Source organism: Herbaspirillum sp. Sphag64 (assembly GCF_014192645.1).
Classification (GTDB): Bacteria; Pseudomonadota; Gammaproteobacteria; order Burkholderiales; family Burkholderiaceae_D; genus Herbaspirillum.
Genome location: NZ_JACHYE010000016.1, coordinates 19,344 through 42,048, shown reverse-complemented (window position 1 = coordinate 42,048; position 22,705 = coordinate 19,344). Strand labels below are relative to the sequence as shown.

Here is a 22,705-nt window from a genome sequence, read left to right as displayed (position 1 = left end):
GTAACTAGATCCAGCATGCTTAACACGATAAACAGCCCGGCCGATTTGCGGCAACTTCCTCGTACCCAGCTCAAGCCGCTGGCAGACGAATTGCGTGCATTTGTGATCGACTCAGTGGCGCAAACCGGCGGCCATCTCTCGTCCAATCTTGGGACAGTTGAGCTTACGCTGGCGCTACACTATGTTTTCAATACACCGGAAGATCGTATCGTCTGGGACGTTGGTCATCAGACATATCCGCACAAGATACTCACAGGTCGACGTGATCTGATGAGCACGCTACGCCAGTTCAATGGCATTTCCGGTTTCCCGCGTCGCGCTGAAAGTGATTACGACACCTTTGGTACCGCGCACTCATCGACCTCGATTTCTGCTGCGCTCGGGATGGCACTCGCCGCCAAAACACAGGGTGAAGACCGGCATGCGATAGCGGTCATCGGTGATGGCGCCATGACCGCCGGAATGGCATTTGAAGCGCTCAACAATGCCGGGATTTGCGAAGACATCAATCTGCTGGTGATTCTCAACGATAACGACATGTCGATTTCGCCGCCGGTCGGCGCGCTCAACCGTTATCTGGCCCGCCTGATGTCAGGACAGTTCTATGCCAAGGCCAAGAATGTCGGCAAGTCGATGTTGCCAGCGCCGATGCTTGAGCTGGCCAAACGTCTGGAAGAGCATGCCAAGGGCATGGTCGTGCCAGCGACCATGTTTGAGGAATTCGGCTTCAACTATATTGGCCCGATCGATGGCCATGATCTGGATTCGCTGATTCCAACGCTGCAAAATCTGAAGAATCTCAAGGGGCCGCAGTTCCTGCATGTGGTTACCAAGAAAGGTCAAGGCTATAAGCTGGCCGAAGCTGATCCGGTGTTGTATCACGGTCCGGGCAAGTTCAATCCGGCCGAAGGCATCAAGCCGGTTAAATCAAGCAAGCAAACCTACACCCAAGTGTTCGGCGACTGGTTGTGTGATATGGCGCGCGAGGATAAGGCGCTGGTTGGTATTACACCAGCCATGCGCGAAGGGTCCGGTATGGTGCAGTTTGAGCAACAGTTTCCGGGGCGTTACTATGATGTCGGTATCGCAGAGCAGCACGCCGTGACGTTTGCGGCGGGGATGGCCTGTGAGGGTATGAAGCCTGTGGTAGCGATTTATTCGACGTTCCTGCAGCGCGCCTACGACCAGCTCATTCATGACGTGGCGCTGCAAAATCTCGACGTCACCTTTGCCCTGGACCGCGCCGGTCTGGTGGGAGCCGATGGTGCCACGCATGCGGGTAACTACGATTTAGCGTTTTTACGCTGCATTCCCAACATGGTCGTGATGGCGGCTTCGGACGAAAACGAATGTCGTCAGATGCTCTCAACTGCCTACGCGTACCAAGGCCCGGCTGCGGTGCGGTATCCACGTGGCGCCGGTACTGGCGTGGCAGTACAAAAGACACTGGACACACTGCCGCTGGGCAAAGGCGAGGTGCGGCGTGAAGGTAAGGGCATCGCGATTCTGGCTTTCGGCACCATGGTCGCGCCAAGTCTGGCTGCGGCCGAGAAGCTCAATGCCAGCGTTGCCAACATGCGCTTCATCAAGCCACTGGATGTGGAACTGGTCAAGCAACTGGCCGCCAGTCATGACGCGTTGGTGACGGTGGAAGAGGGGTGTGTCATGGGCGGTGCTGGTTCAGCCGTGGCCGAGGCGCTGGCGGCTGCCGGTATCGTCAAGCCCCTGCTGCAACTGGGCTTGCCAGACCGGTTCATTGATCACGGTGAAGTTGGTCACTTGCTGGCTGCTTGCGGTCTGGATGGTGACGGCATTGCGGCTTCCATCGTTCAACGTTTCGGCAATGAGCAACCACGACTGGTCGTCAACAACAGTTGAGGTTTGCTTGCAGTATGCAGAAACTAAAAAAGCGGCTGAGGCCGCTTTTTTCTTGTCCGGAATGTTGCGGGCTCACTGATCGCGCTGACGACCTTTTTGCCACAAGACGTCGCTGCCACCGGCGTAACGGTTAAGGACGCGGGATAGCACAAAGCACAGGTCCGACAGTCGATTCAGATACTGCCGTGGTTGCGCATTAATCACCTCGATCTGAGACAAGCTGACAACACTGCGCTCAGCGCGCCTGCATACCGTGCGACATACATGCATCAAAGCTGCCGAGCGCGCACCGCCGGGCAGGATGAACTCCTTCAGTGGTGGCAACTCGGCATTGTATTTTTCCAGCAACCCGTCAAGCCGTGCAATCTGGGCATCGGTGATCATGGTGTAGCCGGGAATGCACAGTTCACCACCAAGATCAAACAGGTCGTGTTGCACAGACAGCAATTCTTCACGTAGTGTCGACGGCAGTTCTTCACAGAGCAGCACCCCGAAATGTGAGTTCAATTCATCGATGTCGCCCAAGGCGTGAATACGCAGGCTGTCTTTGCCAGTGCGGCTGCCATCACCCAGGCCGGTCGTACCGTCGTCACCGGTGCGGGTGGTAATTTTTGAAAGTCGGTTCCCCATGGAAATAGTTTTCTCTGTCTGAATGCGAAGTGTGAAGCATAGGCTAAAAAGCGGATACGCGTTGTTGGTGCCAAAGTCTGCATTGCCTTGCGAAGGCGATATGAGTCTGTCACAAGGGAGTAAAATTCAGCAACAAGCCGATGCGACGCGCCCGCGCCCGCATCAGGACAATTCAATCCAAGAGACAAACATAGCAAAGATTAACGAAAGAGAATCGCAATGAATCACATCGTGGATGCCCAGAAGCTGCGCAAGCCTCTGCCTGAAGAACTCAAAATCGCGTTGCAGTCTATATTGGCAGAACGTTTTTCCACCAGTCAGGCGATGCGCGAGCACCATGGTCGCGATGAATCCTCCTACGATCCGATGTTGCCGGATGCGGTCGTCTTCGCTCACACCACGGCAGAAGTTGCGAGCGTCATCAAGCTATGCAGTCAATATCAGGTGCCTGTCATCCCTTACGGTTCGGGCACTTCGCTGGAAGGGCATGTGCTGGCACTGCAAGGTGGGATTACGATTGATCTATCGCAGATGAACCATATGCTAGCCGTTAATCCGGAAGACCTGACTGCCACCGTTCAGGCGGGTGTTACGCGCAAGCAGCTGAATCAGGAAATCAAGGACAGTGGTTTGTTTTTCCCGATTGATCCGGGCGCTGATGCCTCCATCGGTGGCATGGTGTCGACCCGCGCTTCAGGAACCAATGCGGTACGCTACGGTACCATGCGCGAAAACACGCTGGCACTGACGGTGGTCACCGCGGACGGTAACATCATCAAGACCGGTACCCGTGCCAAGAAGTCCTCGGCTGGCTACGATCTGACTCGCTTGTTTGTCGGCAGCGAAGGTACGCTAGGGATCATCACCGAAATTACGGTAAGGCTGTACCCGCAGCCAGAAGCCGTATCCGCAGCCATTTGTTCCTTTCCGACGGTCGGTGATGCGGTCAAGACCGTGATCCAGACGATTCAGGTTGGCGTACCGCTGGCGCGCGTGGAATTGCTCGATGAGAACGGGGTCAAGGCCATCAATGCCTACGACAAAATGACGTTGCCTGAGAATCCATTGCTGCTGTTTGAATTCCACGGTAGCGAGAGCAGCGTCAAGGAACAGGCTGAGATTGTGCAGGAAATTGCCGGTGATAATCAGGCGCGCGGATTTGAATGGGCCACCCGGCCAGAGGATCGTACTCGTCTGTGGGCGGCGCGTCACAATGCCTATTTTGCCACGCTGCAATTGCGGCCTGGATCGCGGGCGATTTCAACCGACTGTTGCGTACCCATTTCGCGTCTCGCCGAATGTGTACTGGAAACCAAGGCCGACTGCGAAGCGAATGGTTTGATTCACGCCATTATCGGTCATGTCGGAGATGGAAATTTCCATGTGCAAATGCTGGTTGACCCTAACGATCCGGCCGATGTGGCGCGGGCTGAGGCAGTCAATGCCCGGATGGTGGCGCGGGCGCTTGCGATGGATGGTACTTGCACCGGTGAGCATGGGGTGGGATTGCACAAGATGGATTTTCTGGTGCAAGAGCACGGTGAAGGTGCCATCGATGTCATGCGGTCCATCAAGCATGCGCTGGATCCGGGCAATATCATGAACCCGGGAAAAATCGTTCGCTGGCAATAAGCTGTGGTGACTGCGCTCACCAGGTAATGTGCCAATAACAGTAAAACAACAGCAAAACAATAACCGTAACGGTAACGATTTAATTATGGCCACACGCCTTCCTCCGGTACATGCCTTGTCGGCCTTTGAGGCCGCAGCGCGGCTCAATTCTTTCGCCGTTGCTGCGGAAGAGCTTTGCATCACGCCGTCAGCCTTGTCGCACCGGATCCGACTGCTCGAAGAATTTGTTGGTGAACGCTTGTTCTATCGCGACGGACGTTCTATCGTCCTCTCCGAGTTTGGGCGCCGGTATCTGGATGTCGTGCGTGCAGCCTTGCGCACCTTGATGGATTTTCCCATGCCACATCGTCAGGCGACGGTGCAGCCGAGAATCAAGGTCATGCTGCCGCCGACTTTTGCACGTCACCTGCTGATGCCAAGGATTACTGAATTTACCGAGCGCTATCCCGACATCACTGTGGAGATGTATCTATCGGTGCCTCTGTATGACTTGAGCCTGTCTGAAAGTGATGTGGAAATTCGCTTTGGTGCCGGTAACTATCCCAATATCGTTACCGAAAAGCTGTTCGAAGAACCTGCCTTTGCGGTTGCCAGTCCGGCCTATCTGAAGACCATTCCTGCACTCAAGAAGCCTCAGGACCTGCAGCACGCCAATTTGCTGCGCTCCGCACTCGAACCCTGGCAGCCATGGTTCGAAGCAGCCGGGCTGCCTGACTGGAGTGAGCCATCGACAGGACTGCGCGTCGATGATCTGGGTTTGTTGCTGGAGGCGGTACGTCACGGTTATGGCATTGGGCTCACGCGCCAGCATTTTGCAGAAGAATTGCTGGCCCGGGGCGAGATTGTCGAATTGTTTGATATACGCCTGCGTACTCCACCGCATGCCTACTACGTTGTTTTTGAACAGCAGGTGCGTGAGCGCCCCGAGGTCGATCTGTTTATCAACTGGATGCATGAAACATTTGATAAAAGCTACGCCGAGGTTGTGGCGCAGCGCTGAAAATTATTCAATCAAGGGCGTGAATTCTTTTCAGTGTGGTTTTGCCATGCTTTTCGCCCTGAAGAGTTGAAATTCGCTACACTGCAAAGATTGCGGAGACAGCGGCCAGCACCGACGTGCGGTCGCACCCACCCAGCCAAAGCCCAAGCGAGGTCTAGCATGAATGCCCCAGTAGCCCCTTTGTTCGCACCTGCACGTCAGCGCGAGGTCGTCGCTGCGCTCGCTGCGGTCGTGCCTTCTCATTGCATCCTGTTTGATACCGAAGACACCCGGCCCTACGAATGTGATGGTCTGGCTGCCTATCGCCAGCTACCGATGGTCGTGGTGCTGCCGGAGAATGAGCAACAGGTAGTGGCGATTCTCAAGGTCTGCCAGGCGCTACAAGTGCAGATTGTTCCGCGTGGCGCTGGTACGGGTTTGTCTGGCGGCGCCATGCCGATTGCGGATGGGGTAGTGCTTTCAACGGCCAAACTCAACCGGATTGTCAGTCTCGACAAATATTCCCGTACCGCAGTGGTTCAGCCCGGGGTGCGCAATTTAGCCATTTCCGAGGCTGCCGCGCCGCATGGTCTGTATTACGCACCCGATCCCTCGTCCCAGATCGCCTGCAGCATTGGCGGCAATGTCGCAGAGAACTCCGGTGGTGTGCATTGCCTGAAATATGGGTTGACTGTCCATAATGTGCTGCGTGTGCGCATGGTCACCATCGAGGGCGATGTCGTCGAATTGGGCGGTACTGCACTGGATGCCCCGGGGCTGGACTTGCTGTCGGTATTCATTGGGTCCGAAGGCATGCTGGGAGTGGTCACTGAAGTCACCGTCAAGCTGATTCCTAAACCACAGCAGGCGCGCGTGATCATGGCGTCCTTCGATGATGTGGTCAAAGGTGGCAATGCCGTTGCCAATGTGATCGCTGCGGGGATTATTCCTGCCGGGCTGGAAATGATGGATCAGACCAGTTCGCGCATGGTTGAGCCATTTGTGAAGGCGGGTTACGACGTCGATGCCGCTGCGATTCTGCTGTGCGAGTCGGATGGCACGATCGAAGAGGTGGAAGAAGAAATTGGTCGCATGCGCGATGTGCTCAATGCCAGTGGAGCCACTGCTATCACCGTCTCGCAGTCGGAGGCCGAGCGTCTGCGTTTCTGGTCAGGACGCAAGAATGCATTCCCGGCAGCGGGGCGTATTTCGCCGGATTACTACTGCATGGATGGCACCATTCCGCGCAAGAAACTGGCGCAGGTATTGCTCGGGATTGCCGAGATGGAAAGTAAATATGGCCTGCGCTGTGCGAACGTGTTCCACGCCGGCGACGGCAATCTGCACCCGTTGATTCTGTTCGATGCCAACCTGGCCGATGAATTTCACCGCGCCGAGTTGTTTGGCGCCGAGATTCTTGAGCTCTGCGTGGAAGTGGGTGGCACCATTACCGGTGAGCATGGGGTAGGCATCGAAAAGATCAACTCCATGTGCGTACAGTTTTCGCCAGAGGAGCGAGACGCCTTCTTCAAGGTCAAGCGTGCCTTCGATACGGCCTTTCTGCTCAATCCCGACAAGGCGATTCCGACCCTGCACCGCTGTGCCGAGTACGGCAAGATGCACGTGCAGCGCGGTGCCATCAAATTCCCTGATTTACCAAGGTTTTAATCAATACATGGAACAGACACTGCAATCATTCCGGGACCGTATTCTCGCCGCCGGTCAGCAAGCGCGCCCGCTGCAAATTCGTGGAGCTGGTACCAAGCAATGGTATGGTCAGGCGGCACAAGGTGATGTACTGGAAACGCTGGTCTACAGTGGGATCGTCGACTATGAACCGACCGAACTGGTAATCACCGCACGTTGCGGCACGCCATTGGCGGAGATTGACGCCGCACTGGCTGCCAATGGCCAGATGCTGGCTTTCGAGCCTCCCCGTTTTGGCGGAGCGGCGACGGTTGGCGGTATGGTCGCAACTGGCTTGTCCGGTCCCGGGCGTCAGTGGTTTGGTGCAGCGCGTGATTTCGTATTGGGTGCTGACCTGATGGATGCGCAGGGCCAGATACTGCATTTCGGTGGTCAGGTCATGAAGAATGTCGCCGGTTACGACGTCTCGCGGTTGCTGACAGGATCGCTCGGTACGCTGGGTTTGATCTTGCAGGTCTCTTTGAAAATACTGCCGGTGCCATTTGCGTCGAGTACCAGAGTGTTCGAAGCCGGGCAGGCCGATGCCATCCGTCTGCTCAATGAATGGGGTGGTCAGCCATTGCCTTTGTCGGCTAGCGCCTGGGTCAATAATGTACTGACGATCCGCTTGTCCGGGGCACAAGCCGCGGTCGATGCCGCGGTAAAGAAGCTGGGCGGTAGTGAGTTGAGCAATGGCGACGATTTCTGGCGCGACCTGCGCGAGCAACAGCATGCTTTTTTTGCACAGACTGCCGATGCCGATACGCCGTTGTGGCGTTTGTCATTGCCTTCGGTGACGCCACCGGTCGCGCTGGATGGTCAGCAGTTGATCGAATGGGGTGGGGCACAACGCTGGTATCGCGGAACCGCTGACTGCAACACCATTCGTGCGGTAGCGCAGGCAGCTGGTGGTCATGCCAGCCTCTATCGCGGTGGCGACAAAAGTGTTGGTGTATTCCAGCCACTGGCACCGGCTCTGGCGAAAATTCACCACAATCTGAAAGCTGCTTTCGATCCTTCCGGCATTTTTAATCCGGGCCGACTCTACCCGGACTTCTGAGCACATCATGCAAACCAATCTGGCCGATTTTATTCGTGACACCAATGAAGGCAAAGAAGCCGAGTCAATCCTGCGTGCCTGTGTGCACTGCGGCTTTTGTACGGCTACCTGTCCTACTTACCAGCTGCTGGGCGACGAACTGGATGGTCCGCGAGGACGTATTTATCTGATCAAGCAAGTCCTTGAGGGAAAACCAGCAACCGCTGCAACACAGTCCCATCTTGATCGTTGCCTCACTTGCCGTAATTGCGAATCCACCTGCCCATCGGGTGTGCATTACAGCAGACTCGTCGATATCGGTCGTAAGGTGGTCGAAGATCAGGTGCCAAGGCCATTGGCACAACGCATGGTACGCACCACACTGAAGACACTCCTGCCCAACAAGTGGCTATTTAACCCGGCAATGCGGGCGGGGCAGATGGTACGGCCCTTACTGCCGCAAAAGCTCAAGAACAAGGTGCCGCTGAAGCAGTCTGCCGGGCTGTGGCCCGTTGCGACGCAGGCGCGCAAGATGCTGCTACTTGAGGGTTGCGTGCAGCCAGCCATGTCGCCCAATATCAACAGTGCCACCGCACGCGTGCTTGATGCACTCGGCGTGGAATTGCTCACGCCGCCAAAGGCAGGCTGCTGCGGTGCGATTCGCTATCACCTCAATGATCATGATGGTGGTCGGGATGATATGCGGCGCAACATTGATGCCTGGTGGCCGTATGTCGATGGATCAGCCGGATTCAAGGTTGAAGCGATCGTCATGAATGCTTCCGGCTGTGGCGCTACCGTCAAGGAATATGGTCATCTGTTGCAGCACGACACGGCCTATGCGGAGAAGGCTGCGACCATTTCTGCACTCACCCGCGATATCAGCGAAATACTCCCGGACTTCGAGGCCGAACTGCAGCAAAAGCTGCAAGGCAAGGTCAAGAAGCGGGTTGCCTATCATCCGCCGTGCACTTTGCAACACGGACAGAAAATTCGTGGCAAGGTAGAGCAGATTCTTGCCAGCGCTGGCGTTGACGTCAAACTATGTACCGATAGCCATCTGTGCTGTGGCTCTGCAGGTACTTACTCGGTGTTGCAGCCGGAACTGTCGTACCGCTTGCGTGACAACAAGCTGCGGCAGTTGCAGGAGAGTGAGCCGGAGATGATTGTCTCAGGCAACATTGGCTGTCTGACGCATTTGCAATCGGGTACCGATACGCCGGTCAGACATTGGGTCGAGTTGCTCGACGACGCTTTGCAGACCTGAGCAACCGACATGAATAGGTACTAATGTTTGCTGGTTTGCAGCACCTTGATTGGCTGCCACTTCAGATTGCTGACCTGATAAACAGTAAACGTGGGCGACAACAGGTCGCCCGTTTCATCAAAGCTGATATTCCCGCTGACGCCCTTGTATTTGATGTTGTGCAACTGTTCGACGATCTTTTTACGGTCTGTTGAGTTGGCTTCCCGAACGGCCTCAATAAGCAAGTTGGTCGCATCGTAACTACAGACGGTAAATGGGTTGATGCCGTCCGCATAGGCCGTATTGAAGCTGCTGTAAAATTTTTTCCAGCCTGTCATTTTGTCAGGTGGCACGCCGTATTCCAGCGCAATGACGCCTTCGCTGGCAGTGCCGGCAACCTTGAGAAAATTGTCCCCCGCCGTACCAGCCATGGCACTGATCAAACGGGCAGTGACGCCTTTGCGTTGCATACTGCGTGCGAGCATGGCAGCTTGCTCCGCGTTGCCGCCAAAGAAGAGATAATCGACGCCAGCTTCCTGAATATGATCTAGTACTGCATTGAAATCATAGGTGCGCCCGCTGATGTTTTCCCGCATGAATGCCGGCTTCTGGAAGTCCTGCAGCGCCTTCTCAAACTTGCCACTGATGCCCATGCCAAACAGTGTCTCGTTGCTGATAATGGCGATTTTCTTGGCGTGCATGTCGCCGAGCAAATAGGGGACCAGGCTGTAAATTGCCTGTTCGTCGTGTCCAACCACGCGAAATGCACTGCGATGTCCCATGCGGGTGTAGTTTCGACCCGAGCTTGCTGGTGAGATATGGGCGAGATGCGCTTCATCAAATATTGCCGAGGTCGCCAGGCTATTGGTTGTATTGGTGTTGCCAATGACACCGACCACCCCAGACTGCACAAAATATTTGGCGACCAGAATCGACATGTTCATATCTTGTTTGTCATCCAGCGCGGCGAGCACAAACCGAACGCTCTTGCCATCGATCACATTGAGTGGCGCATTTGCCGGACTGTTGGCCTGGTCAACCGCCAGTTGTGCTGCATGAAACAAGCTTCGGCCGTAGGCCTCCGACATGCCACTCAATGGGCCACTGAAACCTATCTGCACCACCACGCTGTCCTCAGCCTTGGATAACGGTGCGGCCAGTGCAAGCGCGAGAGATAGCACCTTCAGGTAGCATCTGGCCCGATTCATACAATCTCTCCGGCAGCGTAGATGGATTGGATTGGTGCAACAACGTAATGATGGCGCATCAATTCGCTTTGGTGCATCAAGTATATCGCCGTTGCCAGTATGGAAAGTGTGTTCCGCTTGGGCTGTGTGTAAGCTGCGACAGCGTCTGTGCGGTCTGTTTTTGGACTTGTGTCAATTTCATGAATCTCGGCATTTTTGGCTCGTGGTTGTGCTGTATTGAAAATAAATCATCAAAGAGCGCTGGCGATATCTTGTCGGACAGCTGGGTTATCGCTCAGAATGTGCGTTCAACGCTGTGCTTATGGTCAGACTGGTCATATTCACAGTACAACAACACTCTGGAGACAAGCAGATGGGACACCCAGCTGGTAATATTTCACGCCGTCATTTCTTGAAAACCGTGTCAGTCGCCTCTGCGGCGGCAGCAACAGGTATGCTCAGCAGCGAAGCGCTGGCAGCCCCCGAATTCACGTTGAAATTCGCCAATAACCTGCCGCTGACGCATCCCATGAATGTGCGCGCCAAGGAAATGGCCGCCAAAATTGCCGCCGAATCCAAGGGCCGTATCGACTTTCAGCTCTATCCCAACAACCAGCTCGGTAACGATACCGATACCCTGGGTCAGGTCCGTTCGGGCGCGGTCGACTTCTTCAGCCTGTCACCATTGATTTTGGGGACGCTGGTTCCGGCTGCACAGATCAGCGGCATTGGTTTCGCTTTCAAGGATTACAACCAGGTCTGGGCCGCGATGGACGGCGACCTTGGTGCTCATGTGCGCAAGCAGATTCAGGACAAGACCTCGGTCTTTGCCTTCGACAAGATCTGGGATAACGGCTACCGTCAGGTCACCAGTAGTACGCGCGCCATCATCAAGCCTGAAGACCTCAAGGGAATGAAGCTGCGGGTGCCGCCAAGTCCGTTGTGGACCTCCATGTTCCGCGCCTTCGATGCAGCCCCGGCCAGTATTAATTTTGCCGAGACCTATTCTGCACTGCAAACCAAGATCGTCGAAGCGCAGGAAAACCCACTGGTTGTCATTTCCACCGCCAAACTCTATGAAGTGCAGAAATTCTGCTCGATGACTAACCACATGTGGGATGGCTTCTGGATTCTTGGCAACAAGAAGTCTTTTGAGCGTCTGCCCAAGGATCTGCAGGACATCGTGAGCCGGAACATCAATGAAGCTGCGACCAAACAGCGCATTGACGTCAAGCAACTCAATGACTCACTGGTCGCCGAGATGAAGAGCAAAGGTCTGCAATTCAACGATACCGATAATGAATTGTTCCGCGCCAAGCTGCGCAGCGCTGGCTTTTACGCCGACTGGCACAAGAAATTCGGCGATGACGCCTGGGCCATACTGGAAAAATACACCGGGAAGCTGGCCTGAATGAAAGCGGTAATGACTTATTCACCGGTCAAGGCCAGCAATCCGCTGGCCCGCCTTCTGATCGGACTTAATCGCGCGGTCATGCATGTTGTTGCTGCACTGGCAGCGTCGCTGGTCGTGATCGAAACGGGTGTGTTGCTGGCTGGCGTCATCAGTCGTTATGCCTTGCATGATCCCTTGATCTGGTCGGATGAACTGGCCTCGATATTGTTCATCTGGCTGTCAATGTTGGGCGCGGTATTGGCGTTGGACCGTGGTGAACATATGCGTCTGACGGCGATTGTGAACCGGCTCTCCGACAAATGGCGTGTCTGGCTGGAGACGGTAGCGGCGCTGGTAGTTTGTCTTTTCGTGCTAATGATTATCGGTCCGGCTTTGGAGCATGCCACTGAGCAGATGGATATCACCACACCGGCGTTGGAAATCCCCGATGGACTGCGTGCGGCTGCCCTGCCGGTTGGCGCCGTACTGATGTTCCTGGCTGCAGTCGCCAGAATGACGGCGCGCTCCACGCTACGTCAGGTGTTATCGGCCTTGGCGGTCGTGGCATTGATCGGCGCCGCACTGTGGTTCGCCAAGCCTGCGCTGGTCGCGATGGGCAATGCGAATCTGCTGGTGTTCTTCGTCCTGATCATTGGCCTCTGTGTGGCAGGTGGCATACCGATTGCCTTTGCGTTTGGCACGGCCACAATGGCGTATCTCACACTGGTCACCTCCGCGCCGTTGATGATTGTTGTTGGCCGTATGGATGAGGGCATGTCCAGCCTGATTTTGCTGTCGGTACCGTTGTTCGTGCTGCTGGGTTCACTGCTGGAAATCAGCGGTCTGGCACGGACCCTGATTGACTTCATGGCAGCGCTGGTCGGGCATGTGCGCGGTGGTCTGCAATACGTATTGCTGGGGGCAATGTTCCTCGTCTCCGGTATCTCTGGCTCAAAGGCTGCTGATATGGCCGCGATTGCACCAGCTTTATTTCCCGAGATGAAAAAGCGTGGTTCACGACCAGAAGATCTGGTCGCGCTGCTCTCATCTTCCGGTGCGATGACCGAAACCATTCCTCCCAGTCTGGTCCTTATTACCATTGGCGCAGTGTGCAGTGTCTCGATCACTGCACTGTTCATTGGCGGCTTGATGCCGGCCGTGATTGCGACCATCGCTATCGCAGCGGTCTGCTGGTATCAGGCAAGGCGTGCGCCAAAGCCCACTGTTGCGCGGGCATCCATGAAAGTGGTTGGTAAAACTTTATTATTCGCGTTGCCAGCACTGGCGTTGCCGATATTGATCCGGGTTGCCGTCATAGAAGGCGTTGCCACCGCGACCGAAGTTGCAACTATTGGAGTGGCCTACACCGTCATCGTCGGGCTCATCATGCACGTCTTCCTGAAACACCTCGACTTCAGGCGGCTGTATCCGATGCTGGTAGAAGCGGCAGCCTTGTCAGGGGCGATTCTGCTGATCATCGGCCTGGCCACGTCTATGGCCTGGGCATTGACACAATCCGGCTTTTCAGCACGGCTGGTAGCGTTGATGCAGGGCGTACCGGGAGGCAGTCTTGGCTTCCTGCTGATCACGATTGTTATTTTTATCGTGCTGGGAAGCATCCTGGAAGGCATCCCAGCGATTGTATTGTTTGGTCCCTTGCTGTTCCCGGTTGCGCGTTCACTGGGTATCGCTGATGTGCATTATGCGATGGTCGTGATTCTGGCCATGGGCATTGGCTTGTTTGCACCGCCATTCGGCGTCGGTTTTTATGCCGCCTGTGCGATTGGCAAGGTATCTCCGGATCAGGTTTTCAAGCGCGTCTGGGGGTATCTGGCGGCACTGGTGGTTGCGCTGCTGATTGTCGCTGCAATCCCTTGGCTGTCGATTGGCTTTTTGCCGTCCTGATTGTTCTCGATGAGTCGATGATGCCAGCACCTGTAAAGTCTCAGGTGCTGGTAGCCACTGATGATGCTATCGTTGCGAACTGAGTACTCCTCTTTTCATTCATCCTCCCCCTCCCACACACACTGACAAGGAGATAATTGTGCAACTGATCGGTATGCTTGACTCACCCTACGTGCGCCGTGTCGCTATTTCGCTGCAATTGCTTGGCTTGCCGTTTACGCACGAATCAGTCTCCGTGTTCCGCGGTTTTGATCGTTTCCGGAGTATCAACCCCGTGGTGAAAGCACCATCGTTGATCTGTGAGGATGGCAGTGTGCTGATGGACTCGATCCTGATTCTGGAATATGCCGAAGCGCACGCTGACAAGACGCGCTCGCTGGTGCCTGCTGATCTGCCGGGTCTAAGGCACTCCCTGTACCTGATCGGGCTTGCCATGGCCGCCAATGAAAAGAGTGTGCAAATCGTCTACGAGCAAAAGCTGCGTCCTGCAGACAAGCTGCATCAGCCATGGTTGTCACGCATTACCGGACAATTGTCGGCGGCCTATGATGCACTGGAAGTAGAATTCGCAAAACGCCGGGAGACCGTGACCAGCGAGAACATTGATCAGGCTACTGTAAGTACAGCAGTAGCCTGGAATTTCACCCGTGAGATGTTACCGGAGCTAGTCTCCGAGCAGACGTATCCTGCGCTGGCTGCCTTGTCGAAGGTCGCTGAGGCGCTGCCAGAATTCAAGGCGGCACCGTTTGGTGATGGAACGTATGTGTCGCGATAACCTAAGGTTACCGAACTGGCATTGATCATTCTGAAAGCAATTTTTCGATGTCAGCGGCGAGATCTTCCGGCTTGGTGGTGGGCGCATAGCGCTTGAACACCGTACCGTCCTTGCGGACCAGGAACTTGGTGAAGTTCCATTTGATTGCTTTGCTACCGAGTACACCCGGGGCAGCGGCCTTGAGGTAGTGATACAGCGGATCGGCCTGATTGCCGTTGACATTGATTTTGGCGAACAGCGGGAAGCTCACGCCATAGTTCTTTTCACAAAACGCACCAATCTCTTCGGCAGTTCCTGGCTCCTGACTTCCAAACTGGTTGCAGGGGAAGCCCAGTACCACCAGTCCACGCTCCCTGAATTGGGTATGTAGTTGTTCCAGCCCCTGATATTGCGGCGTAAAACCGCATTTGCTCGCGGTATTCACAATCAGCGCCACCTTGCCGCGAACCTGTTCCAGGGAATACGGTGTCTGATCTGATAAGGCGGGTTGAAAGTCGTAAATGCTTGGCATGATGGTCCCGAGAGAAAAAGAGTAAAAATACAGTAAGTTGCCATCATAGCTGCAAGCAGCGGGTTTGGTTATGGGACCAGGTTTTCAGGCTGGCGCGCCACCGCACGTGCGCTGTCGATGCTGATCAATTTCTCTCGCAGCAACTCGCTCAGACTTTGGTCCATGGTCTGCATGCCTGCCGCGGCAGAGGTTTGCATGACCGAAGTCATTTGTGCCACCTTGCCTTCTCGGATCAGATTGCGGATAGCCGATGTGCCCAGCAGTACTTCGTAAGCTGCAAGGCGGCAGTTTTCGCTCGCGTGCCGGAGCAGGGTTTGCGAAATGACGGCACTTAGCGACTCCGACAGCATGGACCGAACTAAATCTTTCTCATCTCCCGGGAACACATCAACGAGGCGGTCGATGCTTTTGGCAGCAGAGGAAGTATGCAGTGTCGCCAATACCAGATGGCCGGTTTCGGCGGCGCTCAGTGCCAGTCGTACGGTTTCCAGATCGCGTAGTTCACCAATCATGATCACATCGGGATCCTCGCGCAGCGCCGCGCGCAGGGCGTTGGTGAAGGAGTGGGTATGGCTGCCGACCGCGCGCTGGTTGATCAGACATTTGTCTGCCACATGGATGAATTCGATCGGATCTTCAATGGTCAGGATATGGGCCTGGCGCTGCTGGTTGATGTGTTGAATCAGTGCCGCCAGGGTGGTGGATTTGCCAGATCCAGTCGGACCTGTGATCAGGATCAGTCCCTGCTTGCGCAGTGCCAGCTCAGCCAGCACAGGTGGTGCGCGCAACTGGGTCAGGCTGGGAATGGTGTCACTGATGGTTCTGATCACTGCCGCTGGGCCGTGCGCCTGCTGAAACACATTGACCCGGAAGCGTCCCAGTGCTGGAACGGCAAAGGCAAAATCACATTCCAGCGTGGTCTCCCAGCCGGTCCGTTGCTGGGTATCCATGATGGCTTCGAGCATGCTGCGCAGTGCCGCAGCCGTGAGCGCGGGCAGATTGATCTTGCAGATGTCGCCATGAATGCGCAGCATCGGCGGCAACCCTGCTGACAGATGCAGGTCCGAGGCTTGCTTCTTGACGGAAAAAGAGAGTAGTCCGGGAATGTCCATTTATAATCGCTAGCAATAAAAACTGCGTTATCCCTCCCTGGTGCCAAGGATTATGTCGTCAATCGCTACTCAGTTGCAACTTGTTAACACCCGTATCGCTGCTGCCGCGCATGCCGTTGGTCGTCAACCCCAGGATGTTCAGTTGCTGGCCGTCTCCAAGTTCTTTGATGCGCAAGCGGTGCTGGAGGCGGTGCAGGCCGGGCAGCTGGCGTTTGGCGAAAATTATGTCCAGGAAGGCATCGACAAGATTGCGGCACTGCGGGCGCTGTTGCCAGAAACGACGCTGATATGGCATTTCATCGGCCCGATCCAGAGCAACAAGACAAAACCAATTGCCGAGCACTTTGACTGGGTGCATTCCGTCGATCGTGAAAAAATTGCCCGGCGACTGTCCGAGCAGCGCCCGGCGCATCTGCCGCCGCTCAATATTTGCCTGCAGGTCAATATCAGCGACGAAGACAGTAAAAGCGGTCTGGCGCCCGACGAGTTGCTGTCGGTCGCTCGCGTCGTAGTCACGCTGCCAGGCTTGCATCTGCGTGGTTTGATGGCCATCCCGGCACCGACCGAGATTGTCGAGGATCAGCATGCCGCTTTCCGGCGCTTGAACCAGCTCGCGCAGATGTTGGGTGAGCACGGTATTGCTTGCGATACCTTGTCGATGGGCATGTCGGCAGATATGGATGCAGCGATTGCTGAAGGCGCTACCATGGTGCGTGTCGGTACTGCCATTTTCGGGCAACGTAAAACCAACCAGATTTGAGTGAATTCAGGAAGAGAGCATATTGTGAAGATAGGTTTCATTGGTGGCGGCAATATGGCGACCGCATTAATTGGTGGACTGGCAGGGCAACTCACGGCGGGGGCGAATATCCACGTGGTCGATCTCAATCCCGATTCGCTGGCAGCGCTGCAGCAGCAATTTGGAGTTACCACCGCGTTGCAGCCGGATGCCATTTTGGATCAGTGTGACGTCATCGTCCTGGCGGTTAAGCCGCAACAACTGCGGACCGTTGCTGCCGCCATTGCGCCCTTCGTTCAGCAGCAGCTGATTATTTCGATCGTTGCAGGTATTCGCAGCGATGATCTGTCGCGCTGGCTTAACGGTCATCAGGCGATTGTGCGTACCATGCCGAATACGCCGGCATTGATCGGCAAAGGTATTACCGGCGTGTTCCCGACCAGCGGCGTGAGTCAGCCGCAGCGTGAGGTTGCCGACCAGATTTTGCGCGCGGTTGGCAGCACCGTGTGGCTTGACGACGAAAATCTCATCGATGCGGTCACCGCCGTTTCCGGCAGCGGGCCAGCCTACGTGTTTTATTTCATGGAAGCGATGCAACAGGCGGCGGTTGAGTTGGGGCTGAGCCCGGAGCAGGGGATTGCGCTAGCCAAGGCGACTTTCGCGGGTGCGACCGAGCTGGCAGTACGTTCACCGGACCCGGTTAGCGTATTACGTGAGCGTGTGACTTCCAAAGGCGGTACCACTTATGCCGCGCTGACCAGCATGAATAGCGATGCCGTTGGTCCACATATCGTCAAAGCGTTACATTGTGCCGCCGCCCGTGGCAAAGAATTGGGCGAGGAGTTTGGCAAGGATTAGCGTGAAGTTTTTTTCGACTATGCTGGTGAGGATTGCGCTCGCACTACCGCTGTTGTTGCTTGGTTGCGCAGGGCAGCCGACCGCGAATGGTGACTTTTATACGGTCAGAAGCGGTGACACGCTGTACTCACTGGGCCGTGCGTTTGGTCAGAGTTATCACGATATCGCTGCCTGGAACAAAATTTCCGACAAGGATGAGATCCAGGTCGGTCAGGTTCTGCGCATCCGGCCATCGGCGACAGCACCGGTAACCAGCGGTACCGGTGATACGCGTGTAGCCGCACGCAAGTCAGCTCCGGCTAAACGCAAGGCGGCGCAAGATGGTGATGGCGCGAGTGATCCACAACCGCCCGAAGCACCGGCCGCCGGCGAGCTGGCGAGCATGAACTGGATGTGGCCGGCACAAGGACGCGCCACCGCCGCCAGTGGTCACAATCTCAAGGGAATCGATATTGCCGGTAGTGCCGGACAGCCAGTCTGGGCTTCGGCCGCTGGCAAAGTCACCTATGCCGGTCATGGTATTCGCGGTTATGGCAACCTGATCATCATCAAGCATAGTCGCAGCCTGTTGTCCGTATATGCTCACAACAAGGCGATCATGGTCACCGAGGGGCAGACTGTCAATCGTGGCCAACAGATTGCCCAGATGGGCGATACCGACAGTAGTACGGTCAAGTTGTACTTTGAAATTCGCGGTAATGGCAAGCCGCTTAATACCTTGGCCATTCTGCCCAAGCAATAAGCGGCTCCTGCTGCGGTTGCAGCTGGGAACTCTCAGCGCAATGCGTACTCCAGTGCCATGCCGCCAAACATGGCAGCACCGAGCCAATTATTATGCATAAAGGCGGCAAAGCACTTGGCGCGGTCGCGGTCCCGGATCAAGGTGTAGTGATACAGCGCGCAGGCGACCGCCAGCAACATTCCCAGGCTAAACCAGGTGCGCAGCCCGTAGTGCCAGCCGACCGCCCAGAACAGACTCAGCGCGCCAACATAGCACAGCATGATGGCTAGCACGTCGTAGCGACCGAAGGTGATGGCTGAGGTTTTCATGCCGAGCTTGAGGTCATCATCGCGATCGACGATCGCGTATGCCGTATCGTAAGCGACAGCCCAGAATATGTTGCCGATTAACATCAGCCAGGCGGCTGCCGGCACGCTACCGGTAATCGCCGCAAATCCCATGGGAATGCCGAAGCCAAAGGCAATCCCCAGATAGGCCTGTGGAATGGCAAAAAAGCGTTTGAAGTATGGATAGCTACCAGCCACAATCAGCGCCAGCGCGGATAATTGTTTGGTCAGGCCGTTGAGTGGCAGGATCAGCAGGAAGGATACCAGCGCCAACACCATCGCCACCATCAGCGCTTCCCAGGCTTGGATTTTGCCCGCAGTCAAGGGGCGATCGACTGTGCGTTTGACGTGACGGTCGAAGTCACGATCAGCGAAATCGTTGATGGCACAGCCAGCTGAGCGCATCAAGATCGTGCCAAGTGTAAAAATCCCGACGACATGCCAGTCTGGTCGACCATTACCGGCCAGCCATAGCGCCATCAATGTCGGCCAGAGTAGCAGCAGAATGCCGATCGGTTTATGCAGGCGCACCAGACGGGCGTATAGAGCGAGGCGATTCATGGTCTTTCGAGGTGTCGAGAATGATAAACACCGGATTATGACGGTTTTTTTTGATAGGTCGGGTACTCGCCGTCGCCTGCGTTGTGCATTGCATGAATGATTTTAAGATGTAATTCTGTTAAAAAAGCGTACGTAACGTGCTTTTTTCGTTAGATAAAATCATTTGCGGTTACGAGAATTAGACGCTAATGTACCGCCCGTGTAACGTGGTCGTCATATTGCATTGATACCATCGCTCAACTTTTTTTAGGAATCGCGTAATGAACTTGCCCTTCAAGACCCTCGTTGCAGCGGCTGCGCTGGCAACCATGACCAGTTCTGCCTATGCAGTGACTGAAATTTCTTTTTGGCATTCCATGACCGGTGCGCTCAATGACCGTGTCAATGTCATGGCCGATGAATTCAACAAAGGCCAATCCGAGTTCAAGGTCGTTCCGGTCTTCAAGGGCACCTACGATGAGTCGATGGCTGCTGCCATTGCTGCCTATCGTGCTGGCAATGCTCCCGATATCCTGCAGATCTTTGAAGTCGGTACTGCCACCATGATTTACTCCAAGGGCGCGGTCAAGCCGGTCTACGAAGTCATGCAGCAAGCTGGCGAGAAGTTTGATCAAAATGCCTACGTCCCAGCTGTTGCAGGTTACTACTCCACGCCTAAAGGCTTGATGTCGTTCCCGTTCAACAGCTCGACGACTATCATGTTTTACAACAAGGATCTGTTCGTCAAGGCAGGCCTCGATCCAAACAAACCACCGGTAACCTGGCAGGATTTCGTTGGTATGGCTGCCAAGCTCAAGGCGAGCGGCACAACCTGTCCTTACACCACAACCTGGCAATCATGGGTACAGCTGGAGTCGTTCTCAGCCTGGCACAATACTGAGTCTGCCTCCAAGAACAACGGCTTCGGTGGTCTGGATGCACGACTGAAGATCAATGGCCCACTGCAAGTGCGCCATATCGAAAACCTGGCGAACTGGGCCAAGCAAGGTTACTTCGTCTACGCCGGTCGCAAGGATGAAGCCAATGCCAAGTTCAATGCTGGTGAATGCGCAATCATCACAGGGTCTTCTTCGGCTTACGCTGATATCCGCAAGAATGCCAAGTTCAAGTTTGGCGTCGCACCACTGCCGTACTACAGCGACGTTCCAGGAGCGCCGCAAAATACCATCATTGGTGGTGCTTCGCTGTGGGTCATGGGTGGTAAAAAGGCAGAGGAATACAAGGGTGTCGCCAAGTTCCTGACCTATCTGTCCAAGCCAGAAGTGCAAGCCAAATGGCATCAGGAAACCGGCTATCTGCCTGTGACCAAGGCGGCTTATGAATTGACCAAGAAGTCTGGCTTCTATGAGCAAAACCCTGGCACCGATGTTGCAGTCAAGCAAATGATTGTCAAGACCACTGACAAATCGCGCGGTTTGCGTTTGGGTAACTATGCGCAGATTCGGACCGTGATTGACGAAGAACTGGAAAACGTCTGGTCCGGCAAGAAGACCGCCAAGGAAGCGCTTGATAGTGCAACCAAACGTGGCGATGAACTGTTGACGCGTTTCGAAAAAGCCAACAAGTAAGCCCTGTCACCAGTGCTTTGCATGAAGTGTTTTTGCCCCGGACTGGTTCCGGGGCGATTCGTTTTCTGACCTCCAGTCTGCAAGACTGAGACTGTGTGTAATCGTTTGCATCGCTGACAACGGATGCAGGCCATCAACGCGCAGTATTTTCAAGGACCTGATTTATCGTGGAAAAACGCGCACGTTTTACCTCACGCTGGCTACCCTATGCTCTGGTTGCGCCGCAAATCCTGATTACGATACTGTTTTTCTTCTGGCCGGCGATACAGGCCCTGTATCAATCGATGCTGCTGCAGGATGCCTTTGGCGGGTATTCGGAGTTTGTCTGGTTTGACAACTTCATGACCCTGTTTCGGGATCCTACCTATCTCGCCGCGTTCGAGACCACTGCTGTGTTCTCGTTGCTGGTGGCTGGCTTTGGCATGCTGCTGGCATTGATACTGGCTGTCTTTGCCGATCGCGTCAGCAAGGGGGCTTCGCTATACAAGACCTTCCTGATCTGGCCCTATGCCGTCTCGCCGGTAGTTGTCGGTGTCTTGTGGATGTTCCTGCTGAGCCCGTCGCTGGGGCTGATCTCGCATGTGCTGGCCTGGCTTGGTATCTCCTGGGACTACATGATCAATGGCAATCAGGCCATGATCCTGATCGTTATTGCCGCCATCTGGAAGCAGATCAGTTATAACTTCCTGTTTTTTCTGGCGGGCCTGCAATCGATTCCGAAGTCGCTCATTGAAGCCGCTGCCATCGACGGCGCCGGTCCGGTCAAGCGCTTCTTCACCATCGTGCTACCCCTGATCTCGCCCACCACCTTCTTCCTGATGGTGGTCAACATTGTCTATGCCTTCTTCGATACGTTTGCCATCGTCGAAGCGACCACCCATGGCGGTCCGGGCAAGGATACCGAGATTCTGGTCTACCGCGTCTTTACCGATGGTTTCAAGGGCGGCGATCTGGGTGGTTCGGCGGCACAGTCGGTGGTGCTGATGGTCGTGGTGATTCTGTTGACCGTGGTGCAATTCAAATACGTTGAAAAGAAGGTGCAGTATGCATAACCCACACATTCTCATTGCCCGGGAGGATCGCGCATGATTGAGCGTCGCCCCATTCTTGATGCGATTAGTCACCTGGTCTTGATACTGGGTGTGATCGTGGTGATTTTCCCGTTATACGTCGCTTTTGTGGCCAGTACCCAGACGGCCGAGCAGTCTGCGATGTCGCCGTTGTCGCTGGTGCCCGGTAGCGAAATGATCAACAACTACAGCAATGTGCTGACCCATGGCGCGTCTGGTCAGGTCTCGGCACCGCCGGTGGCACGTATGCTGTGGGTGAGTCTGGTCACCGCACTGACGATTGCGATTGGCAAGATCACCATTTCCATGCTGTCTGCGTTTGCCATGGTGTACTTCCGTTTTCGTGGACGTGCACTGTTTTTCTGGATGATCTTTGTCACGTTGATGCTACCGGTGGAAGTGCGGATCACACCGACCTATCAGGTTGTCTCTGACTTTGGCATGCTCAACAGCTATGCCGGTTTGACGGTGCCGCTGATTGCATCGGCTACCGCGACCTTCCTGTTCCGTCAGTTCTTCCTGACGGTGCCCGATGAGCTGGCCGAGGCAGCGCGGATCGATGGTGCTGGTCCATTGCGCTTTCTTAAGGATGTTCTGTGGCCATTGTCGCGCACTAATGTCATTGCGTTGTTCGTGATCATGTTCATCTACGGCTGGAATCAATATCTGTGGCCGCTGATGATCGCTACCGATCAGAGCATGTATCCGATCGGTATTGGCATCAAGACACTGATCTCCGGCGGTGACTCTGCAGTCGAATGGAACATGGTCATGGCCACAATGGTGCTGGCGATGCTGCCGCCCGGACTGGTGGTGGTGGTCATGCAAAAATGGTTTGTAAAAGGTTTGGTTGATTCCGAAAAGTAAA

The 22,705-nt window shown here is 55.2% G+C and carries 20 protein-coding genes; 15 read left to right on the top strand and 5 right to left on the bottom strand.

Annotation, left to right across the window (positions count from 1 at the left end):
* Window positions 1-15: 15 nt before the first annotated feature.
* The gene (dxs, locus tag FHW66_RS18620; protein WP_183381330.1) at window positions 16-1,878 is read left to right on the top strand and encodes a 1-deoxy-D-xylulose-5-phosphate synthase; all 1,863 of its coding nucleotides are present in this window, start codon (window positions 16-18) and stop codon (window positions 1,876-1,878) included.
* Window positions 1,879-1,950: 72 nt separating this feature from the next.
* Here the strand turns inward: dxs and FHW66_RS18615 are convergent, their stop codons facing one another.
* Window positions 1,951-2,508: a cob(I)yrinic acid a,c-diamide adenosyltransferase gene (locus tag FHW66_RS18615; protein WP_183381329.1), complete on the bottom strand. Its 558-nt coding sequence runs from the start codon at window positions 2,506-2,508 to the stop codon at window positions 1,951-1,953.
* Between the two features lie 219 nt (window positions 2,509-2,727).
* Here FHW66_RS18615 and FHW66_RS18610 point away from each other — a divergent pair, with 219 nt between their 5' ends.
* The 5 genes from FHW66_RS18610 to glcF all read left to right on the top strand — a co-directional run bounded on the left by FHW66_RS18610 (window position 2,728) and on the right by glcF (window position 9,111).
* Entirely contained in the window at window positions 2,728-4,140 is a 1,413-nt protein-coding gene (locus FHW66_RS18610; protein ID WP_183381328.1) for an FAD-binding oxidoreductase, read from the top strand.
* Between the two features lie 85 nt (window positions 4,141-4,225).
* Window positions 4,226-5,140, top strand: coding sequence for a LysR substrate-binding domain-containing protein (locus FHW66_RS18605; RefSeq protein ID WP_183381327.1), 915 nt, complete (start codon window positions 4,226-4,228; stop codon window positions 5,138-5,140).
* Window positions 5,141-5,299: 159 nt separating this feature from the next.
* A complete protein-coding gene (locus tag FHW66_RS18600) occupies window positions 5,300-6,787 on the top strand; it encodes an FAD-linked oxidase C-terminal domain-containing protein (protein ID WP_183381326.1) in 1,488 nt (495 codons plus the stop codon).
* A 7-nt stretch (window positions 6,788-6,794) separates the two neighbouring features.
* Window positions 6,795-7,865 (top strand): glycolate oxidase subunit GlcE, encoded by a 1,071-nt coding sequence (glcE, locus tag FHW66_RS18595; protein WP_183381325.1) that lies wholly within the window; start codon window positions 6,795-6,797, stop codon window positions 7,863-7,865.
* A gap of 7 nt (window positions 7,866-7,872) precedes the next feature.
* On the top strand, window positions 7,873-9,111 hold the full coding sequence (gene glcF / locus FHW66_RS18590) for a glycolate oxidase subunit GlcF (RefSeq protein WP_183381324.1): 1,239 nt from the start codon (window positions 7,873-7,875) through the stop codon (window positions 9,109-9,111).
* A 20-nt stretch (window positions 9,112-9,131) separates the two neighbouring features.
* Here the strand turns inward: glcF and FHW66_RS18585 are convergent, their stop codons facing one another.
* Window positions 9,132-10,298 carry a branched-chain amino acid ABC transporter substrate-binding protein gene (locus FHW66_RS18585; protein ID WP_183381323.1) on the bottom strand — a complete coding sequence of 389 codons (1,167 nt, stop codon included), beginning with the start codon at window positions 10,296-10,298 and terminating at the stop codon, window positions 9,132-9,134.
* 352 nt (window positions 10,299-10,650) lie between these two features.
* Here FHW66_RS18585 and FHW66_RS18580 point away from each other — a divergent pair, with 352 nt between their 5' ends.
* From FHW66_RS18580 to FHW66_RS18570, 3 genes are all read left to right on the top strand, one after another.
* A complete protein-coding gene (locus tag FHW66_RS18580; protein ID WP_183381322.1) occupies window positions 10,651-11,688 on the top strand; it encodes a TRAP transporter substrate-binding protein in 1,038 nt (345 codons plus the stop codon).
* A gap of 12 nt (window positions 11,689-11,700) precedes the next feature.
* On the top strand, window positions 11,701-13,575 hold the full coding sequence (locus FHW66_RS18575) for a TRAP transporter large permease subunit (protein WP_255459059.1): 1,875 nt from the start codon (window positions 11,701-11,703) through the stop codon (window positions 13,573-13,575).
* Window positions 13,576-13,714: 139 nt separating this feature from the next.
* Window positions 13,715-14,350: a glutathione S-transferase gene (locus FHW66_RS18570; protein WP_183381320.1), complete on the top strand. Its 636-nt coding sequence runs from the start codon at window positions 13,715-13,717 to the stop codon at window positions 14,348-14,350.
* A 25-nt stretch (window positions 14,351-14,375) separates the two neighbouring features.
* Here the strand turns inward: FHW66_RS18570 and FHW66_RS18565 are convergent, their stop codons facing one another.
* Together FHW66_RS18565 and FHW66_RS18560 are read right to left on the bottom strand one after the other, a co-directional pair.
* A complete protein-coding gene (locus FHW66_RS18565) occupies window positions 14,376-14,861 on the bottom strand; it encodes a glutathione peroxidase (RefSeq protein ID WP_183381319.1) in 486 nt (161 codons plus the stop codon).
* A 68-nt stretch (window positions 14,862-14,929) separates the two neighbouring features.
* A complete protein-coding gene (locus FHW66_RS18560; protein WP_183381318.1) occupies window positions 14,930-15,973 on the bottom strand; it encodes a type IV pilus twitching motility protein PilT in 1,044 nt (347 codons plus the stop codon).
* A gap of 52 nt (window positions 15,974-16,025) precedes the next feature.
* Between FHW66_RS18560 and FHW66_RS18555 the strand changes: the two genes are divergently transcribed.
* Genes FHW66_RS18555 through FHW66_RS18545 form a run of 3 tightly spaced genes read left to right on the top strand, consistent with a single transcriptional unit; the run spans window position 16,026 to window position 18,312 of the window.
* Window positions 16,026-16,733, top strand: a complete 708-nt coding sequence (locus tag FHW66_RS18555) for a YggS family pyridoxal phosphate-dependent enzyme (protein ID WP_183381317.1) — start codon at window positions 16,026-16,028, stop codon at window positions 16,731-16,733.
* A gap of 21 nt (window positions 16,734-16,754) precedes the next feature.
* Window positions 16,755-17,570, top strand: a complete 816-nt coding sequence (proC, locus tag FHW66_RS18550; RefSeq protein WP_183381374.1) for a pyrroline-5-carboxylate reductase — start codon at window positions 16,755-16,757, stop codon at window positions 17,568-17,570.
* A 1-nt stretch (window position 17,571) separates the two neighbouring features.
* Window positions 17,572-18,312: a peptidoglycan DD-metalloendopeptidase family protein gene (locus FHW66_RS18545; RefSeq protein ID WP_370543501.1), complete on the top strand. Its 741-nt coding sequence runs from the start codon at window positions 17,572-17,574 to the stop codon at window positions 18,310-18,312.
* Between the two features lie 32 nt (window positions 18,313-18,344).
* On the opposite strand, the gene ubiA is transcribed toward FHW66_RS18545, so the two are convergent.
* Window positions 18,345-19,199 carry a 4-hydroxybenzoate octaprenyltransferase gene (ubiA, locus tag FHW66_RS18540; protein WP_183381316.1) on the bottom strand — a complete coding sequence of 285 codons (855 nt, stop codon included), beginning with the start codon at window positions 19,197-19,199 and terminating at the stop codon, window positions 18,345-18,347.
* Between the two features lie 260 nt (window positions 19,200-19,459).
* On the opposite strand from ubiA, the gene ugpB reads away from it, so the two are divergent.
* The 3 genes from ugpB to ugpE all read left to right on the top strand — a co-directional run bounded on the left by ugpB (window position 19,460) and on the right by ugpE (window position 22,704).
* Complete coding sequence (gene ugpB, locus FHW66_RS18535; protein WP_183381315.1) at window positions 19,460-20,767, top strand: sn-glycerol-3-phosphate ABC transporter substrate-binding protein UgpB; 1,308 nt, start codon at window positions 19,460-19,462, stop codon at window positions 20,765-20,767.
* Window positions 20,768-20,934: 167 nt separating this feature from the next.
* Window positions 20,935-21,819 carry a sn-glycerol-3-phosphate ABC transporter permease UgpA gene (gene ugpA, locus FHW66_RS18530; RefSeq protein WP_183381314.1) on the top strand — a complete coding sequence of 295 codons (885 nt, stop codon included), beginning with the start codon at window positions 20,935-20,937 and terminating at the stop codon, window positions 21,817-21,819.
* Window positions 21,820-21,852: 33 nt separating this feature from the next.
* Entirely contained in the window at window positions 21,853-22,704 is an 852-nt protein-coding gene (ugpE, locus tag FHW66_RS18525) for a sn-glycerol-3-phosphate ABC transporter permease UgpE (protein WP_183381313.1), read from the top strand.
* Window position 22,705: the final 1 nt, after the last annotated feature.